We start from the raw sequence: 21,627 nt of genomic DNA on the forward strand, positions 1-21,627 counted from the left end.
GAGGTACACCGATGGTTGACCGCCCGACCGGGACGGGTCGATTCGCCGGCCGTACTGCGATCGTCACCGGCGCCAGCCGCGGGATCGGCCTGGCCGTGGCCCAGCGGCTGGTCGACGACGGCGCCCGGGTCGTGGTCACCGGTCGCCAGCAGCCCGCCCTCGATGAAGCAGTCGCCCAGCTGGGGGGATCGGCGCTCGCCCTGGGCGTGGCCGGGCGCGCCGACGACCCGGAGCACCAGGTCGACACGGTGACCCGGACCATCGACACCTTTGGCCGCATCGACTTTCTGGTGAACAACACGGGGATCAACCCGGTCTACGGGCCGCTGATGGACCTCGACCTGGCGGCTGCGCGCAAGGTCGTCGACGTGAACTGCCTGGCTGCGGTGGCCTGGCTGCAGCAGGTGCACCGGGCGTGGCTGGGGGAGCACGGTGGGGCGGTGGTCAACGTGGCCTCGGTGGCCGGTCTGCGCCCGGCCCCGGGCATCGCCCTCTACGGGGCGAGCAAGGCGATGCTGATCCACCTGACCGAGGAACTGGCCGTCGAACTCGGACCCGACATCCGCGTCAACGCCGTCGCTCCCGCCGTGGTCAAGACCCGCTTCGCCACCGCGCTGTACGAGGGTCGCGAGGAACAGGTCGCGGCGGACTACCCGCTGGGCCGGCTCGGCGTGCCGACGGATATCGCCGGCGTGGTCGCCTTCCTGCTCAGCCCGGACGCCGGCTGGATCACCGGGCAGACCGTCGCGGTGGACGGTGGCCTGCTGCTCGCCGGCGGGCTGGTGTGAGCGGGCCGCCCGGCCTCGACCTGGCGCGGCTGGCCGGCTGGTTGCCGGCGGTGCTGCCCGCGGCCGGTCCGCAGTTGCGGGCCGAGCTGATCGCCGGCGGCCGCTCGAATCTGACCTACACGCTCACCGACGGTGAGCAGACCTGGATCCTGCGGCGGCCGCCGCTGGGGGATGTCCTGGCCATCGCGCACGACATGGGCCGCGAGTACCGGGTGATGACGGCCCTGCGGGACACCCGGGTGCCCGTCCCGCGGACCATCGCGCTGTGCCTGGATACCGGTGTGTTGGGCGCGCCGTTCTACCTGATGCAGCGGGTCGCCGGCACCCCGTACCGGCGGGCCGCGGAGCTGGCCGCGCTCGGCCCCACCCGCACCCGACACATCGCCCAGGGCCTGGTCGACACCCTGACCCGGCTGCACGCCGTGGATCCGGATGCGGTGGGGCTGGCCGACTTCGGCCGACCCGAGGGGTTCCTGGCCCGTCAGGTGCAGCGGTGGCGCCGGCAGTTGGACGCGTCCCGGTCCCGGGAGCTGCCCGCGGCCGACGCCCTGCACGACGCGCTCGCCGCCGACGTCCCGGCCGCATCACCGATCGGCATCGTGCACGGGGACTACCGGCTGGACAACGTCCTGGTCGACCAGGACGACCGGCCGGCCGCCGTCATCGACTGGGAGATGGCGACGCTGGGCGACCCGCTCACCGACCTGGCCCTGCTGGTGGTCTACCAGCGGCTGGGCGGGCTGCTCGCACCCCTGGGCCTGGACGCCGCCGCGGCCCCCGGCTACCTCACCGAGGCGCAGGTCCGGGCGCGCTACGCCGCCGGCAGCGACCGGGACATGTCCCGATTCGGTTGGTATCTCGGCCTGGCCTCGTACAAGCTGGCCGGCATTCTGGAAGGCATTCACCTGCGGCACAGCCGCGGCCAGACCGTCGGCGCCGGCTTCGCCGGTATCGGCGAGGCGGTGCCGCCGTTGCTAGCTGCGGGCCTGCGCGCGCTGAGGGAGAACGGCTGATGGACTTCGCCTTTGATGCGCGGACCGAGGAGTTGCGGGCGAACCTGCTGGATTTCCTGACCGGGTCCGTCGAGCCGGCCGAAGCGGTGTTCCATCAGCAACTCGCCGCGGCGGACGACCGCTGGGCGTGGGATGCCGCCCCGGTGCTGGCGCAGTTGCGGGGGCAAGCCCGGCATCGTGGGCTGTGGAACCTGTTCCTGCCCGGCGCCCGTGGAGCCGGCCTGACCACCCTGCAATACGCGCCCCTGGCCGAGATCACCGGTCGGAGCCTGCTGCTGGCGCCGGCCGCGTTGAACTGCGCCGCCCCGGACACCGGAAACATGGAGGTGCTGGACTCCTTCGGCACCCCGGAGCAGCAGCGGGACTGGCTGGACCCGTTGCTGGACGGGAGGATCCGCTCGGCGTTCGCGATGACCGAACCCGAGGTGGCCTCCTCCGACGCCACGAACATCGCCACTCGGATCGAGCGGGACGGCGATCACTACGTGATCAACGGCCATAAGTGGTGGATCACCGGGGCGATGAACCCGAACTGCCGGATCTTCATCGTCATGGGCAAGACCGATCCGGACGCACCCCGGCACCGGCAGCAGTCGATGATCCTGGTCCCTCGGGATACCCCCGGTCTGCAGATCCGGCGGGGCATGGAGGTTTTCGGCTACGACGACCACGAGCACGGTGGTCATGCCGAGCTCACCCTCACCGACGTGCGGGTGCCGGCAAGCAATCTGATCGGTGCCCCGGGGGACGGCTTCGCCATCGCCCAGGCCCGCCTGGGACCCGGCCGGATCCACCACTGCATGCGGGCCATCGGCCTGGCCGAGCGGGCGATCGAGCGGATGTGCGCGCGGGCCGACGAGCGGGTGGCCTTCGGCCGGCCGCTGGCCCAGCAGGGGGTGATCCGGGACTGGATCGCTCAGTCGCGGGTTCGCATCGAGCAGCTGCGGCTGCTGGTGCTCAAGACGGCCTGGCTGATGGACACCGTCGGCAACAAGGGCGCCCACACCGAGATCCAGGCCATCAAGATCGCGACACCCGGGACAAGGCGATCCAGACCCACGGTGCGGCCGGGCTGTCCCAGGACTTCTGGCTGGCCAATGCCTACGCCGCGATTCGCACGCTGCGTTTTGCCGACGGCCCGGACGAGGTGCACCTCAATGCGTTGGCCCGGGCCGAGCTGGCCCGGCAGGCGGCGACCCGCAGTTGATCCGCTGACCCGGACCGGTTCCCCTTGACCCGCCGGGCCTTGGGGCTGCCGTGCCGGCGTTACAGTTCTGTCGTGGCGGATCCGACTCTGTTCGAATGGGCTGGTGGCCGCGAGGCCGTCGGCCGCATGATCAACGCTTTCTACGACCGCGTCGAAGCAGACGCGCTGCTCTCGCCATTCTTTCCGGGCGGGGTGACGGTGCAGCACCGCGAGCACGTCATCGACTGGTGGTCCGAGGTGTTCGGCGGGCCACCCACTTACACCGCCGAACACGGTGGCTACGAGGCGATGCTGAGCCATCACCTCAATCTGGGCATCACGGCCGAGCAGCGTTTCCGGTTCGCCTCCCTGATGTCGCGTGCCGCCGACGACGCCGGGTTGCCGGACGATCCCGAGTTCCGGGCCGCTCTGGTCGGTTATCTGGAATGGGGGACACGTCTGGCTATGGCCAACTCGCAGCCGGGCGCGCCCGTCGTCGAGCACGCTCCGGTCCCCCGGTGGGGCTGGGGAGTCGCTCCGCCCTATCAGCCGTGACCGATCAGCCGGGCTGAATCGAGCGCAGCGCCGTCAGCAGATCCGCGGCCGCGTCGAAGAAGTCGTGCTGTTGGTCGCCGCCGATCTGCACCAGCGCGAGGTCGGTGAACCCGGCGTCGAAGAAGGCCGATGCGGCCTCCACGATGGCGTCGATGTCGTTGCCGCACGGGATCTTCTCGGCGACGTCCGGCACCCGAACGGTGGCCGCGGCCGCGTCGAAGGCCGCGGTGCCGGGCAGTTCGGCATTGACCTTCCAGCCGCTCAGGCTCCAGCGGAAGAGCTGGTGGGCGCGGCGGGCGGCGGCCTCGCGATCGCTGTCCCAGGAGATCGGCAACTGCGCGACCTTGCGGGAGACAGCCTCCGCGGAGCCCGACGAGCTGTCGGTGCGGGCGGCGTCCCACCACTGCCCGAGGCGCGGATCCGGGTCGATGGCGATCATCACCTCGGCCAGCGAGGCGAACAAGGTGCAGGATTGGGCACCCGAGACCGCGATCCCGACCGGTACCCGCTTCTCGGGCAGATCCCACAGCTTGGCCGAGTCGATCCGGAAATGCCGGCCGTCGAAGTTCACGTATCCGCCGTCGAACAGGGCGGAGATGATGGTGGCTGCTTCGACCAGCCGGGCCTGCCGCACGTCGGCCGACGGCCAGCCGGTGCCCACGATGTGCTCGTTGAGGGCCTCACCCGACCCCAGGCCGAGGGTGAACCGGTTGTCCGACAGGATCTGCAGCGTGGCCGCCTGCTGCGCCACCACGGCGGGGTGGTACCGAAACGTCGGCGCGGTGACGTAGGTCATCAGGTCGATCCGCTCGGTCGCTTGGGCGACGGCGCCGAGCGTGACCCAGGCGTTGGGGGAGTGCCCCATCTCGTCGAGCCAGGGAAAGAAGTGGTCGCTGCAGACCGCGAAGTCGAAGCCCGCCCGCTCGGCCGCCACGGCGTGCCTGACCAGCTCGCGCGGGCCGGCCTGTTCCGTCATCAACGTGTAGCCCACCGACACCATGTGCATCCTCACGGTCGATCCGAGGCGGCCCCGCCGCTGTGTGTCCCTCGGACACGAGGTGCCCGGCCGAGCCGATCGACAAACCGGTCCGGCACGGGTGCCCGGGCCACCGTTCCGGTCGCCCTGGCGCTACTTCAGGACGTTGACGGCGCGGGCGATCACCAGCGCAGCCGTCACCAGGGAGACCGCCGACTGCAGCATCATCGCCAGTTTGGTCCACCTGGACATCGGCATGGTGTCGGTCGGGCTGAACGCCGTCGCGTTGGTGAACGAGACGTAGGCGTAGTCGGAGAATCGGGGTTCCCAGTCGCGGAAAGTGGCCGTCTGATCCGCCATCTGCGGAAAGAGGAAGTCCGGGGACTGGTGGGTGCCGGCCGCCCGAGCGGCCGGTCCGCCACGGTCGAACTCCCAGTACCAGAGCCCGAAGATGATCACATTGGTGATCCAGATGTTCGCGCCGGAGGCCAGCAGGGGCGCGGGGTCGTCCGCGCTGGTGCCCGAGATCAGGTCGTCGACCAGCAGCACCACCGCCAGCGCGTTGGCCAGGCTGGCCACCGCGATCAGACCCAGGCTCAGGCCCCGCAACACCGGCGAGGTTCGTTCGATCCGAAAAGGATTGGCCGCGATCAGGACGACCACGATCACCAGCTCGATGGCCGGCAGGGTCCACCGGCCGATCGGGGTCAGGTCACCGGGCAGCCGCAGTTGCAGCAGGATCATCGCCGCGACCGCAATGCTGACCTCCCACCGTTGCTCGCCGCGGGTCTGCTGGCGCCAGGCGGGCCGGTCGTCCGGCGGCGGCCCGCCGGCCGAGGCGCTGGGTCGTGGCGGGGACGGCGGATCGGTCACGGACCTCATTGTCCGCCCCCCGATCACGCCCCGGCCGAAGGCTCACCCGGCCCGAGTAGGGGCCGACCCAGGGAGCGGCTCCGACCGCGGAACTCGGCCACGAGCTCGCCGTCGGCACGGGTGATGGACACGTCGTACAGGCCGCTGCGGCCGAAACGGGCCCGCTCGAGGGCGGTCGCGGTCAGTTGATCGCCCAGCCGGGCGGGGGCGACGAAGACGATGTCGAAGCCCGCGGCCACCGTCACCTCGTCGTAGGTGTTGCAGGCGAACGCGAACGCGCTGTCGGCGAGCGTGGCCAGCACCCCGCCGTGGCAATTGCCCTGACCGTTGACCATGTCCTCGCGTACGCGCATCGTCAGGCTGGCCCGTCCGGGGCCGACGACCGGGGGGCTCATACCCAGCTGCTGGCTGGCCCGGTCCTGCGCCCACATCGCGGCGGCGCACCGCCCGGCCAGCTCATCCGGGCCGGCGGCCGACTCGATCGGCGGAAAGTCCGGCCTGGTCAAGGGTGTCGCCTCCGGTCGGACGAGTCGGCCGCCGGCCGCGACGGGTAGGCGTAGAAGCCCTGGCCGGTCTTTCGACCCAGCTCACCGGCGGCGACCTTGTCGCGGAGCAGTTGCGGCGGGGCGAAACGCTCACCCAGGGTGGCGTGCAGGTACTCGGCGATCGCCAGCCGGACGTCCAGCCCGACCAGGTCGGTGGAGCGCAGCGGCCCCATCGGGTGCCGGTAGCCCAGTTCCATGGCGGTGTCGATGGCCTCGGCGTCGGCGACACCCTCCTCCAGCATCCGGATCGCCTCCAGCCCGAGCAGGACACCCAGGCGGGACGAGGCGAAGCCGGGTCGGTCCTGGACCACGATTCCAGTCTTGCCCAGGGCGCCGACCCAGCCGTCGACCCGGTCGATCAATCCGGGATCGGTGCGGGCGGCAACGACGAGCTCGACCAGCCGGGACGCGGGCACCGGGTTGAAGAAGTGCATCCCGAGGAACCGGTCGGGCCGCCGCAGGGCACCGGCCAGGTCGGTGACCGACAGCGAGCTGGTGTTGGTGGCGATCACGGTGTCGGCGCCGACCGCCGCTTCGACGGCCGTCAGCACGGTGGCCTTGAGCTCGGCCCGCTCGGGCACCGCCTCCACCACCAGGGTGGTGTCCGAGGGCAGCTCGGCGGCCGAATCCAGCAGGGACAGCCGGCCCAGCATGTCCTCGACGCTCTCGGACAGCCGGCCCCGCAGCTGCGCCTGCGCCACCCCGTCGGCGATGCGCTGCCGGGCCGCCCGAGAGGCGTCCCGGCCGGCCTCGACCACCGCCACCCGGGCGCCGGCGGTCAAGAAGACCTGGGCGATCCCGGCGCCCATGCGGCCGCCGCCGATCACCGCCACCCGGACGGGAACCACAGCGGGAAGGGACATCTCACACCCTCTCGATCAACGGTCCCGGCCGGTGACGGCTCCGGCGGGCCGCCAAGGCGTGGCCGGTCAGCCGGTCCGGGGGCGTAACCCGTCGAGCGCGAGCCCGACGGCCCCGTCCACGATGCTCTGCCGCGAGTTGGTGCGGCTGCCCGGCCGGTACCACTCGTGGATGGAGTTGATCATCCCGAACAGCAGGCGGCTGACCAGCCGCGGTTCGATGTCGGGGCGGATCTGCCCGGCGTCGGCGGCCGCCCGGACCAGGGCGGCCAGCCGATCGTCGATGGCGCGGCGACGGGTCAGCGCCGCGCGTTCGACCTCGGTGTTGCCGCGGATCCGCAGGAGCAGGGTCACGTAGGGCAGTTCGTCGATCAGGGTCTGCGCGGTCGAACGGACGGCCTGTTCCAACCGGTCGACCGGCGGGAGGTCGGCGGCCTGCATCGTGCGGTCCAATGCATCGGACAGGGCGGTCAGAGCCCGGTCCACCGCCATCGACAGCAGCTCTTCCTTGCTGGTGAAGTGATGGTAGAAGGCGGATTTCGTCAGACCGGTGGCGGCGGCCAGGTCGGCCATACTGGCCGCCTCGTAACCGTGCTGGTTGAACACCGCGACGATCAGCCCCAGCAGTTCCTCGCGGCTGTAGCGGGCCGGCCGTCCCCGGGGGACCCGGCGGGCGTCCGCGGCGCCCGCCGTCGGGTCCATCCGGTTTGGGCTGGCGGCCATACCGGGCAGTATGCCGCACCGGCTGACCGATCATTCGGTCAGTCGGCGCCGTCGAGATCGGGCCGCCCATGATCGGCGGGTCAATCCTTGGGCCGCAGGTCGACGATCCGGCGCATCTTGCCCACGGAACGTTCGATCCCACCGGGGGAGACCACGTCGACCGCCACGGTGACCCCGATCCGGTTCTTGATCAGCGTGCCCAGCACGTCGGCTGCCTGCTCGGCGGCGGCCGGATCGGCGTCGACCCGGTGCTCGACCCGGACGGTCAGCCGGTCCAGGCGACCGGGCCGGTCCAGCTGGCACTGGAAGTGCGGGGACAGCGCCGGTACCCGCAGGATCAGCTCCTCGATCTGGGTGGGGAACAGGTTCACCCCGCGCAGGATGATCATGTCGTCGCTGCGGCCGGTGATCTTCTCGATCCGGCGCATCGGCCGGGCGGTGCCCGGCCGCAGGCGGGTCAGGTCGCGGGTGCGGTACCGGACGACCGGCATCGCCTCCTTGGTCAGTGAGGTGAAGACCAACTCGCCGTACTCACCGTCGGGCAACACATCCCCGGTGACCGGGTCGACGATCTCCGGGTAGAAGTGGTCCTCCCAGATGGAAAGGCCGCCCTTGCTGTCGATGCACTCGACCCCCACGCCCGGGCCGATGACCTCGGACAGACCGTAGATGTCCAGGGCGTGCATGTCCAACCGCTGTTCCATTTCCCGGCGCATGTCGTGGTCCACGGTTCGGCCCCGAAGATGCCCAGTTTCAGCGATGTCGTGGCCGGATCGAGGCCCTGCCGCTGCATCTCGTCGATGATCGCGAGCATGTAGGAGGGGGTGACCATGATGAGGTCCGGTTCGAAGTCCCGGATCAGGCTCACCTGCCGCTCGGTCATCCCGCCGGAGACCGGGATCACCGCGCAACCCAACTTCTCGGCCCCGTAGTGGGCGCCCAGCCCGCCGGTGAAAAGTCCGTACCCGTAGGCGATGTGGGCCCGGTCGCCGGGGCGGCCGCCGGCCGCCCGGATCGATCGGGCCATCACCTCGGCCCACATGTCCAGATCGCCGGCGGTGTAACCGACGACGGTGGGTTGGCCCGTGGTCCCGGACGAGGCGTGGAGGCGGGCGATCCGTTCGCGGGGCACCGCGAACATGCCGAACGGGTAGTTGGCCCGCAGGTCCGCCTTGGTCGTGAACGGAAACCTGGCCAGATCGCTCAGGTCCCGGCAGTCGTCCGGGTGCACGCCGGCCGCGTCGAAGGCGGCCCGGTAATGCGGCACGTTGGCGTAGGCATGCCGCAGCGAGGCATGCAGGCGCCGCACCTGCAGGGCGCGGAGTTCGTCGACCGAGGCCCGCTCGATCGGGTCGAGGGAAGCTGGGTCGGGGGTGCGGTCTTGCACGGTGGTGTGCGCTCCTTACTCGGCCGGGGCCACGGGCCAGGTCTTGGCGACCGAGGTCAGCACGTCGTAGGTGGCCACGACCGCCTCGTTCTGGTTGGTGATGACGGCGTCCCAGGTGACGTCCCCCCAGTCGGAGTCGACCCGGGGCGAGATGGCCTTGGCGGTCAGGGCCACCGTCAACGCGTCCCCCGGGTAGACCGGGGTGGTGAAGACGAGGTTGTTCAGGCCCACATTGGCCAGCACCGGGCCGGGCTCGGGGGAGACGAACAGGCCCGCGGCCAGCGAGACGACGAAGTAGCCGTGGGCGACGCGGCCGTCGAAGAAGGGGTTGGCTGCGGCGGCCGCCTGGTCCATGTGTGCGTAGAAGGTGTCTCCGGACAGCTCGGCGAACGCCTCGATGTCGTCCAGGGTGATCACCCGGGGGCCGGCGACGACGGCGTCGCCGATCCGCAACTCGGCCAGGCTCTTGCGGAACGGGTGCACCCCGCCGGTGGTCCGCGGCGCGCCGGTCACCCACGTCCCGGTGATCGCCGAGACCGCCCGCGGCGAACCCTGAATCGCGGTGCGCTGCAGGTAGTGCTTCATGCCACGGATGCCGCCGAGCTCCTCGCCGTCGCCGGCGCGGCCCGGACCGCCGTGCACCAGCGTGGGCAGCGGCGATCCGTGCCCGGTGGACTCGGGGGCCGATTCCTGATCCAGGACCAGCAGCCGGCCGTGCCAGGGAGCCACCCCGAGCACGAGTTCCCGCACGACGTCGGGATCGGCCGACACCAGCGAACCGACCAGGCTGCCCCGGCCCCGGGCGGCCAGCTCGACGGCGTGGGCGGTGTCCCGGTAACCGATGACGGTGCTGACCGGGCCGAACACCTCGACCTCGTGCGGCTCGGAGCGGGCGGAGTCCGCGGCGTGCAACAGGATCGGCGGCAGGAACGCGCCGCGCCGCGGGTCCGCGTCGACCAGGTCGAACCGGTCCGGGTCGCCGACCACCATGCGGGCGGCCCCGGCCAGGGCATTCAGGCTCTTGCGGACCTCGTCACGCTGGGCCAGCCCGACCAGCGCCCCCATGGTGACCTCCGGGGCGGCCGGATTACCGACCCGGACCTTGTCGCGGATGCGGGCCTGCACGGCGTCGATCACCGCCGGCACCAACGGCTCCGGGACCAGGGCCCGCCGGATGGCGGTGCACTTCTGGCCCGCCTTCGCGGTCATCTCGGTCACCAGCTGGCGCACGTAGAGGTCGAACTCGACGCTGCCGGCGGCGATGTCGGCGCCCAGGACGGAGAAGTTCAGCGAGTCCGCCTCCGAGCTGAACCGGACTCCGGCGAGCACCCGCGGATGCGTGCGCAGCGCGGCGGCGGTGGCGGCCGAACCGGTGAAGGCGACGGTGTCCTGCTCGTCGAGCAGGTCGAGCAGGCCTCGGGAACCACCGGCCACCAGCTGCAGGCTGCCCTCGGGCAGCAGCCCGGACGCGATGATCTCGGCGACCACGGCCTGGGTCAGGTACGAGGTCTGGGACGCCGGTTTGACGACGGTGGGCACCCCGGCCAGGAACGCCGGGCCGAGCTTTTCCAGCATGCCCCAGACCGGGAAGTTGAATGCGTTGATCTGCAAGGCGATGCCGCGGCGCGGGGTGTAGATGTGCTGGCCGACGAATTGCCCGCCCCGGCCGAGCTTCTCGGCCGGGCCGTCGACCAGCACGCCGGTGTTCGGCAGTTCCCGGCGGCCCTTGCTGGCGTAGGTGAACAGCACACCGATGCCGCCGTCCACGTCGATCAGCGAGTCCCGCCTGGTCGCGCCGGTCCAGGCGGACAGGGCGTAGAACGCGTCCCGGCGGCCGTTCAGGTGCAGAGCCAGGTGTTTGAGGGCCAGCGCCCGTTCGTGGAAGGTCAGCTCCCGCAGCGCGGGTCCACCGACCGATCGGGCGTGATCGATCACCGGGGCCAGGTCGATGGGCGCGGTGCCGATCTCGGCGACCGGCGCGGAGGTCACCGCGTCGAGCAGGGCGACCCGGTCGCCGGCCGGGTCCTGCCAGCGTCCGGCGACGTAACTGGTGACGGCAACGGTCACTGCGGAACTCCTTTGTTCGGGACAGGTGGGCGGCACCGGCTCAGGCGGTGTGCTCGAAGACCTGGTAGTGCTGCTGGTGGTAGGCGCGGATCTCCAGCGGGGTGAACCCGGCCTGCCGGGCGGCGTACCGGCCCGGATCGTTCCAGTCGGGCACGGTCGTGCGCAGCCGCCGGTCCCGGGCGACCGAGCAGGCGTAGGCGGCGGCCCCCCGGCCCCGCAGGCTCACCGGTCCGCGACGCTGCAGGGTGATCAGCGCGGTGGCCGCGCCGGCCGACCTGCGGCCGGTGGTCGGGGCGGTCACTGGTCGAAGTCCACGACGACGCGGTCGGTGACCGGGTGCGCCTGGCAGGTCAGGACGAAACCGCGGGCCAGCTCGTCGGGTTCGAGGGCGTAGTTGCCGTCCATCTCCACCTTCCCCTCGGTCACCCGGGCGCGGCAGGTGCCGCACACCGCGTTCTTGCAGGCGAACGGGGCATCGGAGCGCACCTGCAGGGTCGCGTCCAGGATCGAGTCGCCGTCCGGGGGCAGGGTCATCTCGACCGAACGGCCGTCCAGGATGACGGTGACCCGGGCCCCGCTGGCCGGGACGTCGACCGGCCGGATCCGGCGCCGGGGCGGGGCGCCGACGTGGAACAGCTCGCGGTGCACGTGGTCACCGGGCACGCCGCGATCCAGCAGCACGCCACGGACGGTGTCGGTCATGGCCAGCGGTCCGCACAGGAACCAGTCGTCGACGTCCGCCACCGGCAGGATGGTGTCCAGGATGCGCTCGAACCGGTCGACATCGAGCCGCCCCGAGAGCATGTCGACCTCGGTCAGCTCGTGGCCGAGCACATGGATCAACTGGAACCGGGCCGGGAACCGGTTTTTCAGGTCTTCCAGTTCCTCCAGGAACATGATCGTGGACGTGCGCCGGTTGACGTAGATCAGCGCGGCCGTGCTGTCCGGCTCCACCTCCAGCGCGGTGGCCAGGATGGACAGCACCGGGGTGATGCCGGAGCCGGCGGCCACCGCGACGTAGCGCTTGGCCTGGTGGGGATCGAGCCGGGTGGAGAACGTTCCGGTCGGCGTCATCACCTCCAGTGTGTCGCCGGGCTGGAGCCGGTCCGCGACGAAGGCCGAGAACACCCCGTCGGGAATGCGTTTGACGCCGATCCGGAGCGGACCGCCGGTGGCCGGTGCGCAGATCGAGTAGTTGCGCCGCACGTCGTCGCCGAGCGCGGCGGCCTTGACCGACAGGTGCTGACCCGGGTTGAACCGGAACTCGTCCCGCAACTCGTCGGGCACCTCGAAGGTAACGGCCACCGCGTCCTCGGTCAGCCGCTCGACGGCAGCGACCCGCAGCGGGTGGAAGACGGCGTGCCGGCGGCCGGCGGCGGGTTCGGCGATCTCGGGGGTGATGGCCATCAGATCGCCTTGAACGAGTCGAAGGGTTCCAGGCAGTCCTGGCAGGTCCAGTGGGACTTGCAGGGGGTGGAGCCGAATCGGCTGACCTCGCGGGTGCGACCGGAGCCGCACCGTGGGCAGCGCACCGACAGGGTCAGACCGACCGGGCGCGCGGCCGAGCCGGCCGGCAGGCATGCCCCCGGGGGCGCGATGCCGTATTGGCGCAGCTTTTCCCGGCCGTCGGGGCTGATCCAGTCGGTGCTCCAGGCGGGGGCGAGCACGGTACGCACCAGCACCCGCTCGGCGCCGGCCGCGCGCAGGGCGGCCTCGACATCGGCGGCGATCACGGCGGTGGCCGGGCACCCGGTATAGGTCGGGGTCAGCGTGACCAGCACGGTGCCGTCTGCCTCGTCGACGGCGACGTCGCGCACGATGCCGAGGTCCTGCAGGGTGAGCACCGGAATCTCGGGGTCGCTGACGCCGCCGGCCACCGCGCGCCACCGGTCCGGCTCCGCCGCCCGGTCCGTCCCGATCGCGGTGTCGATCCGGCCGGCGGTCACCACCGCACCCCCGGGTGGGCGCGGTGCAGGCTCTGCATGTCGGCGAGCAGGTGGCCCAGATGCTCGGTGTGCAGGCCCCGGCGACCGCCGCGGGACCGCCGGATGGGTTGCGGCTCGGTCAGTGTCGCTTGCGCCAGGACGGGCCGCAGGTAGTCGGACCAGCCACCGCGCAGGGTGCCGGGGTCCACGGCGATGCCCGGAAGGGCCAGCAGGTCATCGGCGATCTCGGCCGGGTCGAATAGTTCCTCGACGTAGGGCCAGGTCGCCTCCAGCGCGGCCTGCATCCGGGCGTGCGAGAGCTCGGTGCCGTCACCGAGCCGCAGGGTCCACTGGGCGGCGTGATCCCGGTGGTAATCGACCTCTTTGACCGCCTTGGCGGCCAGCGCGGCCAGGGTCGCGTCCGGCGCGCCGGCCAGCGCGCTGTACAGCTCGAACTGGTAGGCGGAGAAGATCAGCTGGCGGGCGATGGTGACCGCGAAGTCGCCATTGGGGATCTCCACCAGCTGCACGTTGGTGAACTCACGCTCGCTGCGCAGGTAGGCCAGGTCGTCCTCGCTGCGGCCCTGGCCCTGCACCTGACCGGCGTAGGTGAGCAGGGTGCGGGCCTGACCGAGCAGGTCCAGGGAGATGTTGGCCAGGGCCATGTCCTCCTCGAGCTGCGGCGCCCGGGTGATCCATTCGGCCAGCCGGTGCGAGAGCACCAGGGCGTCATCGCCCAGCCCGATCACGTAGCGGGCCAGGGCGTCCGCCGGCACCGGGCCCGGCGCGGGCGTGGACGGGACGGTCGAGGCGGTGCTCACAGGTGCGACACCCCCTCGGGCACGTCGTAGAAGGTCGGATGGCGGTAGGCCTTGTCCAGGGCCGGGTCGAAGAACGCATCCTTCTCGTCGGGGCTGGACGCCGAGATCGATGCGGCCGGCACCACCCAGATCGAGACGCCCTCGCCCCGGCGGGTGTAGACGTCGCGGGCGTTACGCAGCGCCATCGCCGCATCGGGGGCGTGCAGGCTGCCGACGTGCTGATGGGACAGGCCCCGGCGGGCCCGGACGAACACCTCCCATAACGGCCAGCCCCGGCTCCGGGCCCGCGGACCCGCGGCGTCCACGGGTTCGCCGGTTCCGGGCCCGGTCACGCGGCCACCACCGACCGGTCGGCGTGCTTGGCGGCGTAGGCACTGGCCGCCTCCCGGACCCAGGCCCCGTCGGTGTGCGCACCCACCCGGCGGGCCATCCGGTCGGCGTTGCACGGACCGTCGCCCCGGATCACCCGGTTCAGCTCGGACCAGTCGATCGGGCCGAAGTCGTAGTGCTGCCGCTGCTCGTTCCAGGTCAGATCCGGGTCCGGCAGGCGCAGACCGAGGATGCGGGCCTGGTCGACGCACATGTCGACGAATCGCTGGCGCAACTCGTCATTGCTGAAGCGTTTGATCCCCCAGGCCGCCGATTGAACCGTGTGCGCGGACGACTCGTCCGGCGGGCCGAACATCATCAGCGATGGCCACCAGAACCGGTTCACCGCGTCCTGGGCCATCTCGTGCTGGGCCGGCGAGCCGTGGGACAGGGTGTGCAGGATCTCGAAACCCTGCCGCTGGTGGAACGATTCCTCCTTGCACACCCGGACCATCGCCCGCCCGTACGGTCCGTACGAGCAGCGGCACAGCGGCACCTGGTTCATGATCGCGGCGCCGTCCACCAGCCAGCCGATCGCCCCCATGTCGGCCCAGGACAGGGTGGGGTAGTTGAAGATCGAGGAATACTTCTGCCGGCCGGTGTGCAGCTGGTCCAGCAGATCCTCCCGGTCGACCCCCAGGGTCTCGGCGGCCGAGTACAGGTACAGGCCGTGTCCGGCCTCGTCCTGCACCTTGGCGATCAGGATCGCCTTGCGGCGCAGGCTGGGGGCCCGGGTGATCCAGTTGCCCTCCGGCTGCATCCCGATGATCTCCGAATGCGCGTGCTGCGCGATCTGCCGGATCAGCGTCTTGCGGTAGCCCTCGGGCATCCAGTCCCGGGGCTCGATGCGCTGGTCCTGCGCGATCAGCCGGTCGAACTCCGCCTGTCGGGCCGCGGCTTCCTCGGTGTCCCCGGTGTCCTCGGTGTCCTCGGTGGACTCGGTGGACTCGGTGGCGGACGCTTCGATCCGGTCGATATTGCCGTACATACGGCCTCCCTGCCACGCTGCAGACGGTCGGACGATCGAATGGCTGTAACTGACCGAACGGTCAGTAAGAATTTTGCCGGCAACCGGACGAGCTGTCAACCACGATTGAGCGCACCTCGATGGGGCACCTGAATCGTGGTCCCCAGTTCGTCGGGCGGCCGGCGCACAGGGACGCACAGGGAGATGTGGATGACGCGGATCGCGGTGACCGGGGGAAGCGGCAAGCTCGGGCGGGCGGTGGTGGCCAGACTGGTCGATGACGGCCACGAGGTCGTCAATCTGGACCAGGTCGCCTCGCCCGAGGCTCGCTGCCCCTTCGTGCGGGTCGACCTGTCGGACTACGGACAGACCGTGGCGGCGCTGCTCGGGGTCGACGACCGATACGACCACATCGACGCCGTCGTCCACCTCGCGGCCATCCCGGCGCCCGGTCTGACCACCAACGAGGCGACCTTCGGCAACAACATTCTCAGCACCTACCACGTTTTCGCGGCCGCTCGGGCGGCCGGGATCAAGACCGTGGTGTGGGCGTCCAGCGAGACGGTCCTCGGCCTGCCGTTCGACGCCCAGGCGCCGCCGCCCTACCTGCCCGTCGACGAGGAGTATCACCCGCGGCCGAACTCGTCCTACTCCCTGGCCAAGACCCTGGAGGAGGAGATGGCCGGGCAGTTCTGCCGATGGGATCCGGAGCTGTCGATGACCGGGCTGCGGTTCTCCAACGTGATGGAACCGGCCGACTACTCGGCCTTCCCGGGATACGACGACGACCCGAGTCACCGCATCTGGAACCTGTGGGGCTACATCGACGCCCGGGACGGGGCCCAGGCTGTCGCGCTGGCCCTGGCCGCCGCCCGGCCCGGGGTGGACGTGTTCATCATCGCGGCGGCCGACACCGTGATGAGCCGGTCCAGCGCGGACCTGGCCGAAAGCATGTTCCCGGATGTCCCGGTGACCCGGCCCCTGGGCACCCACGAGACCCTGCTGGGCATCGACAAGGCCCGTCGCATTCTGGGTTTCGAACCGGCTCACTCGTGGCGCGACCAGCCGTCCGAGGCGCGCTGACCGGGCGCCTCGGCCCGGCCGCCGGTCAGGCCGGCGACTCGAGCTGCTCGTCGGCCAGCTGCTCGGGACGGTGCGAGTCGTCCAGGGTCGCGGCCCCGAGGAAGGCCACCGTACCGACCAGCACCGTGAGCACCAGGTAGGCGATCCGCTCGCCGTGGAAGTACGAGTCGACCAGCTCCGGGCTCCACGCGCCGAGCGGCAGGACGGTGACCACGAGCGCGGCGATCAACGTGCCGACCAGGGCGGTGCCGATGCTGGAGCCGACCTCCTGAGCGGTGTCGTTGAGGGCGGCCCCCAACGACGTGCGGTTCTCCGGCATGGCGTCGACCAGGCCGACCGCGCAGATCGTCATGACGGTGCGCAGCCCGAAGGTCATCACCACCATGCCGGCGGCGATCGCCAGGTACCCGTGGTCGACCGCCCAGGCCAGCCAGGCCAGACCCACGGTCAGCGCACCCGCGCCGACCAGGCAGGCCATCCGGCGGCCGAACCGGGTGACCAGGTACTCGGTGAGCGGGGTGGCGGCCAGCATGGTGACGATGAACGGCAGGTTGGCCAGGCCGGCGACCATCGGGCTCCAGCCGTAGGCGAACTGGAAATGCAGGACCAGGCTGAACATCACGCCGGCCATGGCGATGGCCGTGCCCAGCTGGGCCACGGTCGCACCACGCACGACGGGGTGGCGCAGCAACCGCAGATCCAGCATGGGGAAGGCGGTGCGACGCTCGCGCACCACGAAGCCGATCACGGAAGCGATCGCCCCGGCGGCCGAGAGCAGGGTCGGCAGGGACACCCAACCGTGCTCGATACCGCTGGTCAGCGTGTAGCAGCCCAGCCCGATGGCCAGGATGGTCAGCGCCGCGCCCGGCAGGTCCAGGGGGTCGGCGATGAGATCGTCGGGGTGGTCCTTGGCCACGCCCAGCCGCACGCCGACGGCGGCGATCAGGGCGATCGGCGCGTTGACCAGCAGCAGCCACTGCCAGCCGACGTGAGCCAGGGCGGAGCCCCCGATGAGGGGCCCGAGGATGAAACCGCTCATCCCGACGACGATCATCACCGTCATCGCCCGCCGCCGGAGCGCGTCGTCGTCGAACAGCCGGAACACCAGCGAGTTGGTGATCGGCGCCATGGCGGCGGCGGCGATGCCCAGCCCGGCCCGCAGGGCGATGAGTTCGCCGGTGGTGGTCACCGCGACGACGGCCAGGCTCATCAGGCCGAACGCCGACAGGCCCAGGAGCAGGACCCGCCGGCGACCGAACCGGTCGGCGATCGAGCCGGCCGTCAGCAGCAGCCCGCCGAAGGTGAGCGAGTAGGCGCCGGTGATCCACTGCAGCGAGGTGGTGCTGCCCTGCAGGTCCCGGCCGATCGTCGGCAGGGCGACGGTCAGCAGGGTGTTGTCGACCATCTCCACGAAGAACGCCAGACACAGTGCGGCCAAGGGAATCCAGGCCGCGCGCAGCGATGGGTAGAACCGGCCGGCCGGCGGCCCGGCCGGCGCGCCGTCGGCGGGCGGCAGGGGGACGGGGGAGACCGGGGCGGTGGTGGCCGGCGAGCCGCCCACCGGTGGGGGTGTGGTCATGGGGTACCTCTCAGATCGAACCGCGTTCGATAACCGAACGTCGTTCGAACTATAGAACCGCGTTCGATAGAGTGCAAGGGTGATCCAGGACCCGCAGCTCCGCTCGCCCACCCGGCCGGCCCGCCGGCGTGCCTCGCACTCGATGGAAGCGGTGCTGACCGAGGCGATCCTGCTGCTCGACGAGGCCGGTGAGCCGGCCCTGACCTTCCGGGCCCTCGCGGCCCGGCTCGGTGGCGGCGTCGGCAGCATCTACTGGTACGTCCAGAGCAAGGACGAGTTGCTCGACCGCGCGGCCGATTACGCGTTGGAATCGGTGGTCGCCGACACCGAGCACTTCGTGCACGAGGACGACCCCATCGATGGCCTCCGGGGGATCGCGATCGCGCTGTTCACCGCGGCCGCCGCGCGACCCTGGCTGAGCAGCTACTTCCTGCGCAACACCGGCTTCCAGCCGAACTCGCTGCTGCTCTTCGAACGGGTGGGCGGCCAGGTCCTGCGCCTGCAGTTGACGGCCCGCCAGTCCTTCGACGCCGCCTCGGCCGTGATCGGGTTCGTCATCGGCCTGGCCGCCGACATGAGCCAGGAACCGCCGGCCGAGGTGGCCGCCGGAGCGATGACCCGCGAGCAGTACATGGACGACGTGGTGAACCAGTGGCGGCATCTGGACCAGGCCCAATTTCCTTTCCTGCACAGCATTCTGGACGTCTTCCGGGTCCATGACGACGTCGAGCAGTTCCGCGCCGGCCTGGATCTGCTGCTCGACGGGCTCCGCCGGCAGGCCGAACGCGCCCGCGACGAACGCGCCCACCCTGGTGCAAGGCCGGACGGGAGGGTGTCCACCGCCGGCGGATGAACCCTCGATGTCGGCCCGCGGCGGATCGGTGGGTACGTTGGCGGAGGTGTCAGTGAAAGCGGTGCGGCCCGACCGGCCACGGCCTTCGGCCCCGCCACGATCGGCGACCCGGTCGACCGTGCCCGCCGCCGTCACGGCGTTCTGCCTGGACCAGCTGGTCCGCCGGAACCTGCGCGGGGTGTGGGTCCGCGGCGAGCTGCCGGCCGGGCCGGCGATCTGGGCGGCCAACCACCACAGCTGGTGGGACTTTTTCGTGGCCCGGGCCGCGGTGCGCTCCATCGGCCGGACCGACATCGGCGTCCTGATGGACCCGGCGAACATCGGCTCCCGGCGGATGTTCGGCTGGGCCGGGGCGGTCGGGACGGACCGGCTACGGGCGGCACTGGACGTCTTGCGCTCGGGTGGGGTGCTCGTGCTGTTCCCGGAGGGCGAGCTGCGGGCGCCGGGCCCGCTCGGCCCCGTCCGGCCGGGCGCGGCCTGGTTGGCCCACCGGGGCCGGCGCCCGACGCGGGCCGTGGTGACCCGGGTCGTCCTGCGCGGGCACCAGGCACCGGAGGCCTATCTGGACATCAGTCCCGTCCCGGTCGTGGCCGAGCTGGCCGCCGTCCTGGCCAGCCGGATCGAGGCGGTCGATGCCGAGCTGGCCGGGGCCGATCCCTCGCATCCAGTGCCGGGGTACCGGCCGGTAGTCAAGGGCGTGCGCAGCTGGTCGGAACGGATGTCCCGGTGACGGGACGGCTCACCGGTCGGTCGCCGGCCCGGAGGGCCGCGGTCGACGGTCTCGCCGTGCCCGTGCTGGCCTTCCTGTCGATCAAGCTGGCCGTCCTGATCGCGAACCTGTGGTGGTTCCCGACCCTGCGCCGGCCCCCGGGGCCACGCCCCGACGCGGGTGAGTCGGTGCTGCTCGTGCCGTTGCGCGACGAGGCGGATCGGATACCGGAGGCGTTGCCGGGCATGCTGGCCGCCGGTTTCGGCGAGGTCGTGCTGCTCGACGACGGGTCGACCGACGGGACCGCGGAGTTGGTGGAGCAGCTGGTGCGCAGCGCCTGGTCCGGCTCGCCGGCCCGGTTGATCCCCGGTCGGCCGCGTCCGGCCGGCTGGGCCGGCAAGCCGTGGGCGTGCGCGCAACTCGCGCAGGCCAGCGACGCCGCCACCCTGGTGTTTTGCGACGCCGACGTGCAGCTGGCCCCAGGGGCCGCCGAAGCGATCCTGGCCGAGATGGAACATCAAGGCGCGCAGGTTTTCTCGGTCTTTCCCCGGCACCGGACCGGCAGCTGGAGCGAGCGATTATTGGCGCCGCTGATCGTCGACGTCCTGCTGTGCGGGTTGCCGTTCGGGCTGCTGCGCAGCCCGGTCCGGTCGGCCGCGGCGGCCCACGGCGCGCTGCTCGCCTTTCGCCGCGAGGCGTACACGGCGGTCGGCGGATTCGGCGGCGTCCGGGACGAGGTCGTCGAGGATGTCGCCCTGGCCCGGCTCGCCCGCCGCCGGGGTCTGCGGCTCGGGCTCGCGCTCGGCGGGTCCACCGCGCAGGTGCGGATGTACCGCAACCGGCGCGAGGTGACCGCGGGCCTGGGTCGCGGCCTGCTGCCGATGGCCGGCGGCCGCCGCTGGCTGGTGGTGCTGGCCTGGGTCTGGCACGTTCTGGCGTACACCGCGCCGGTGCTGCTGGCCGTCGCCCGGCCCCGGTGGCGGGTGGCCGCCGCGCTGGGGGTCACCGAGCGGGCGCTGCTGGAGCTCAAGACCGGTGGTCGGGATTGGCTGGCCGCGCTGACGATCGCCGCCGCGCCGGTGGCCGCCGGGCCGGTCGTGGGGCAGGGCCTGCGCCGCCGGCAGGTCTGGCGAGGCCGGAGCTACGTCACGTGAGCCGTCCGGTCATCACGACGGACGCCCGCGCGTCCGGTCGCGCCGCCGCCGGGCTGCCGCGGCCGCCGGTGCCGAAACCGGCGGGGGCCCGGCTCAGCGGCCATCTGCCGCGCTGGGGCCGCGACGCCATCGCCCTGCTGGAGGAAGGGGCGCGGCTGGGACCGGTGTTCCGGGTGCGGCTCTGGCGGCCGGCCCTGGTCGGCTACCAGCCGGGCTGGAACCGGACGATCCTGAGCGACCTGGACGGCTTTCGGAGCCGGGGAAGTATGAGCCAGCTCTCGCCGTTCCTGCGCGGGGGCGTCATCGCCCTGGACGCCCCGGCCCACCGGCCGCGGCGGGCCCAGCTCAACCCGACGTTCCACCGCCAGGCCATCGCCCCGCTGTTCACCGGCCGGTTCCAGGACATCGTCGATCGCTCGCGGCCGCAGGGCACCTTCGACGCGGTGACGTGGGCCTCGGCCGTCGTGCGCCGGCTGTTGACCGAGGCCTTCTTCGGCCCCGGCCGGTCGCCGGCGCTCGAGGAGTTCCTGGCGCCGCTGGACCGGTCGCTGCCCGCGCCGCTGTTGCCGCGGCCGCTGCGGATCCGGCGGATGCGCCGGGTCCTGCGCGCGGCGTTGGCCGATCCACCGCCCGGCACGCTGCTCGCCGCGTTCGCGGCGCTGCCCGGCCCGTCCGACGACGCGGTCGAGGAGGCCAGGGTCGCGCTGGCCGCGGGGTACGACACGACCGCCCACACGGTGGCGTTCGCGTTGTGGGAGATCGCCGCCCGGCCCGACCTGAACGACCCCGATCGGACCGGCGCCGTCGTCCGGGAGGCGCTGCGGCTCTACCCGGCCGGGTGGATCGGCAGCCGGGTGGCGGTGCGGGACGTCGACGTCGAGGGCGTGCGCGTCCCGGCCGGGCACCTGGTCCTGTACAGCCCCTACCTGACCCACCGGGATCCGCAGGTGTGGGACCAGCCCGATCGCTTCCGACCGGAGCGCTTCGACCGGCCGTTGCCGGCCTGGGGGTACCTGCCCTTCGGCGCCGGCGAACGCATCTGCCTGGGTGCCGCGCTGGCCACCGCCATGGTGCAGGCGGCGGTCCGGGCCTTCGCCGGCGGTCGCCTGCGCCGGGTCGGCGGTGACCCGCGCCCGACCGGGGTGCTGACCCTGACGCCGCGCGGACCCCTGATCCTGGACCACCGCCCGTGAC

21 protein-coding genes and 2 pseudogenes are annotated in these 21,627 nt (G+C 71.9%); 9 read left to right on the top strand and 14 right to left on the bottom strand.

Annotation, left to right across the window (positions count from 1 at the left end; translation table 11 throughout):
• Positions 1 to 11: 11 nt before the first annotated feature.
• The 4 genes and pseudogenes from NAMU_RS12310 (at position 12) to NAMU_RS12325 (ending at position 3,542) form a co-directional block, all read left to right on the top strand.
• Positions 12 to 788 (top strand): SDR family oxidoreductase, encoded by a 777-nt coding sequence (locus NAMU_RS12310; protein ID WP_015747731.1) that lies wholly within the window; start codon positions 12 to 14, stop codon positions 786 to 788.
• Complete coding sequence (locus NAMU_RS12315) at positions 785 to 1,801, top strand: phosphotransferase family protein (RefSeq protein ID WP_015747732.1); 1,017 nt, start codon at positions 785 to 787, stop codon at positions 1,799 to 1,801. The genes NAMU_RS12310 and NAMU_RS12315 overlap by 4 nt, the downstream gene beginning before the upstream one ends.
• Positions 1,801 to 3,008, top strand: a pseudogene (locus NAMU_RS12320) (acyl-CoA dehydrogenase family protein). The gene NAMU_RS12315 and the pseudogene NAMU_RS12320 overlap by 1 nt, the downstream one beginning before the upstream one ends.
• A 72-nt stretch (positions 3,009 to 3,080) precedes the next feature.
• Entirely contained in the window at positions 3,081 to 3,542 is a 462-nt protein-coding gene (locus NAMU_RS12325) for a group II truncated hemoglobin (RefSeq protein ID WP_015747734.1), read from the top strand.
• A gap of 4 nt (positions 3,543 to 3,546) precedes the next feature.
• On the opposite strand, the gene NAMU_RS12330 is transcribed toward NAMU_RS12325, so the two are convergent.
• From NAMU_RS12330 to paaA, 13 genes and pseudogenes are all read right to left on the bottom strand, one after another.
• Positions 3,547 to 4,548 (bottom strand): TIGR03557 family F420-dependent LLM class oxidoreductase, encoded by a 1,002-nt coding sequence (locus tag NAMU_RS12330; protein WP_245544917.1) that lies wholly within the window; start codon positions 4,546 to 4,548, stop codon positions 3,547 to 3,549.
• 123 nt (positions 4,549 to 4,671) lie between these two features.
• The gene (locus NAMU_RS12335; RefSeq protein WP_015747736.1) at positions 4,672 to 5,400 is read right to left on the bottom strand and encodes a DUF1345 domain-containing protein; all 729 of its coding nucleotides are present in this window, start codon (positions 5,398 to 5,400) and stop codon (positions 4,672 to 4,674) included.
• 14 nt (positions 5,401 to 5,414) lie between these two features.
• Complete coding sequence (paaI, locus tag NAMU_RS12340; protein WP_015747737.1) at positions 5,415 to 5,897, bottom strand: hydroxyphenylacetyl-CoA thioesterase PaaI; 483 nt, start codon at positions 5,895 to 5,897, stop codon at positions 5,415 to 5,417.
• On the bottom strand, positions 5,894 to 6,799 hold the full coding sequence (locus NAMU_RS12345) for a 3-hydroxyacyl-CoA dehydrogenase family protein (RefSeq protein ID WP_015747738.1): 906 nt from the start codon (positions 6,797 to 6,799) through the stop codon (positions 5,894 to 5,896). Before NAMU_RS12345 ends, paaI begins: the two co-directional genes overlap by 4 nt.
• 66 nt (positions 6,800 to 6,865) lie before the next feature.
• The gene (locus NAMU_RS12350) at positions 6,866 to 7,519 is read right to left on the bottom strand and encodes a TetR/AcrR family transcriptional regulator (protein WP_015747739.1); all 654 of its coding nucleotides are present in this window, start codon (positions 7,517 to 7,519) and stop codon (positions 6,866 to 6,868) included.
• Positions 7,520 to 7,599: 80 nt separating this feature from the next.
• Positions 7,600 to 8,906, bottom strand: a pseudogene (paaK, locus tag NAMU_RS12355) (phenylacetate--CoA ligase PaaK).
• Between the two features lie 15 nt (positions 8,907 to 8,921).
• Entirely contained in the window at positions 8,922 to 10,973 is a 2,052-nt protein-coding gene (paaZ, locus tag NAMU_RS12360) for a phenylacetic acid degradation bifunctional protein PaaZ (protein ID WP_015747740.1), read from the bottom strand.
• A gap of 40 nt (positions 10,974 to 11,013) precedes the next feature.
• On the bottom strand, positions 11,014 to 11,274 hold the full coding sequence (locus NAMU_RS12365) for a hypothetical protein (protein WP_015747741.1): 261 nt from the start codon (positions 11,272 to 11,274) through the stop codon (positions 11,014 to 11,016).
• Complete coding sequence (gene paaE / locus NAMU_RS12370) at positions 11,271 to 12,374, bottom strand: 1,2-phenylacetyl-CoA epoxidase subunit PaaE (RefSeq protein WP_407669242.1); 1,104 nt, start codon at positions 12,372 to 12,374, stop codon at positions 11,271 to 11,273. The genes NAMU_RS12365 and paaE overlap by 4 nt, the downstream gene beginning before the upstream one ends.
• Positions 12,375 to 12,379: 5 nt before the next feature.
• Positions 12,380 to 12,922 (bottom strand): 1,2-phenylacetyl-CoA epoxidase subunit PaaD, encoded by a 543-nt coding sequence (gene paaD, locus NAMU_RS12375; RefSeq protein WP_015747743.1) that lies wholly within the window; start codon positions 12,920 to 12,922, stop codon positions 12,380 to 12,382.
• Entirely contained in the window at positions 12,916 to 13,719 is an 804-nt protein-coding gene (gene paaC, locus NAMU_RS12380) for a 1,2-phenylacetyl-CoA epoxidase subunit PaaC (RefSeq protein WP_015747744.1), read from the bottom strand. The genes paaD and paaC overlap by 7 nt, the downstream gene beginning before the upstream one ends.
• Complete coding sequence (gene paaB / locus NAMU_RS12385) at positions 13,716 to 14,051, bottom strand: 1,2-phenylacetyl-CoA epoxidase subunit PaaB (RefSeq protein ID WP_015747745.1); 336 nt, start codon at positions 14,049 to 14,051, stop codon at positions 13,716 to 13,718. Before paaB ends, paaC begins: the two co-directional genes overlap by 4 nt.
• Entirely contained in the window at positions 14,048 to 15,076 is a 1,029-nt protein-coding gene (gene paaA / locus NAMU_RS12390; protein WP_015747746.1) for a 1,2-phenylacetyl-CoA epoxidase subunit PaaA, read from the bottom strand. The genes paaB and paaA overlap by 4 nt, the downstream gene beginning before the upstream one ends.
• Positions 15,077 to 15,265: 189 nt before the next feature.
• On the opposite strand from paaA, the gene NAMU_RS12395 reads away from it, so the two are divergent.
• Entirely contained in the window at positions 15,266 to 16,138 is an 873-nt protein-coding gene (locus NAMU_RS12395; RefSeq protein ID WP_015747747.1) for an NAD-dependent epimerase/dehydratase family protein, read from the top strand.
• A 25-nt stretch (positions 16,139 to 16,163) separates the two neighbouring features.
• On the opposite strand, the gene NAMU_RS12400 is transcribed toward NAMU_RS12395, so the two are convergent.
• Positions 16,164 to 17,717 (bottom strand): MFS transporter, encoded by a 1,554-nt coding sequence (locus NAMU_RS12400; protein ID WP_015747748.1) that lies wholly within the window; start codon positions 17,715 to 17,717, stop codon positions 16,164 to 16,166.
• A 142-nt stretch (positions 17,718 to 17,859) separates the two neighbouring features.
• On the opposite strand from NAMU_RS12400, the gene NAMU_RS12405 reads away from it, so the two are divergent.
• The 4 genes from NAMU_RS12405 to NAMU_RS12420 all read left to right on the top strand — a co-directional run bounded on the left by NAMU_RS12405 (position 17,860) and on the right by NAMU_RS12420 (position 21,626).
• On the top strand, positions 17,860 to 18,570 hold the full coding sequence (locus tag NAMU_RS12405; protein ID WP_052308181.1) for a TetR/AcrR family transcriptional regulator: 711 nt from the start codon (positions 17,860 to 17,862) through the stop codon (positions 18,568 to 18,570).
• A gap of 118 nt (positions 18,571 to 18,688) precedes the next feature.
• Positions 18,689 to 19,300 carry a lysophospholipid acyltransferase family protein gene (locus NAMU_RS29240; RefSeq protein WP_015747750.1) on the top strand — a complete coding sequence of 204 codons (612 nt, stop codon included), beginning with the start codon at positions 18,689 to 18,691 and terminating at the stop codon, positions 19,298 to 19,300.
• The gene (locus tag NAMU_RS28265; RefSeq protein ID WP_015747751.1) at positions 19,297 to 20,433 is read left to right on the top strand and encodes a glycosyltransferase family 2 protein; all 1,137 of its coding nucleotides are present in this window, start codon (positions 19,297 to 19,299) and stop codon (positions 20,431 to 20,433) included. Before NAMU_RS29240 ends, NAMU_RS28265 begins: the two co-directional genes overlap by 4 nt.
• Positions 20,430 to 21,626, top strand: a complete 1,197-nt coding sequence (locus tag NAMU_RS12420) for a cytochrome P450 (RefSeq protein ID WP_015747752.1) — start codon at positions 20,430 to 20,432, stop codon at positions 21,624 to 21,626. The genes NAMU_RS28265 and NAMU_RS12420 overlap by 4 nt, the downstream gene beginning before the upstream one ends.
• Position 21,627 lies beyond the last annotated feature (1 nt).

The sequence above is a fragment of the Nakamurella multipartita DSM 44233 genome (assembly GCF_000024365.1).
Taxonomy (GTDB): domain Bacteria; phylum Actinomycetota; class Actinomycetes; order Mycobacteriales; family Nakamurellaceae; genus Nakamurella; species Nakamurella multipartita.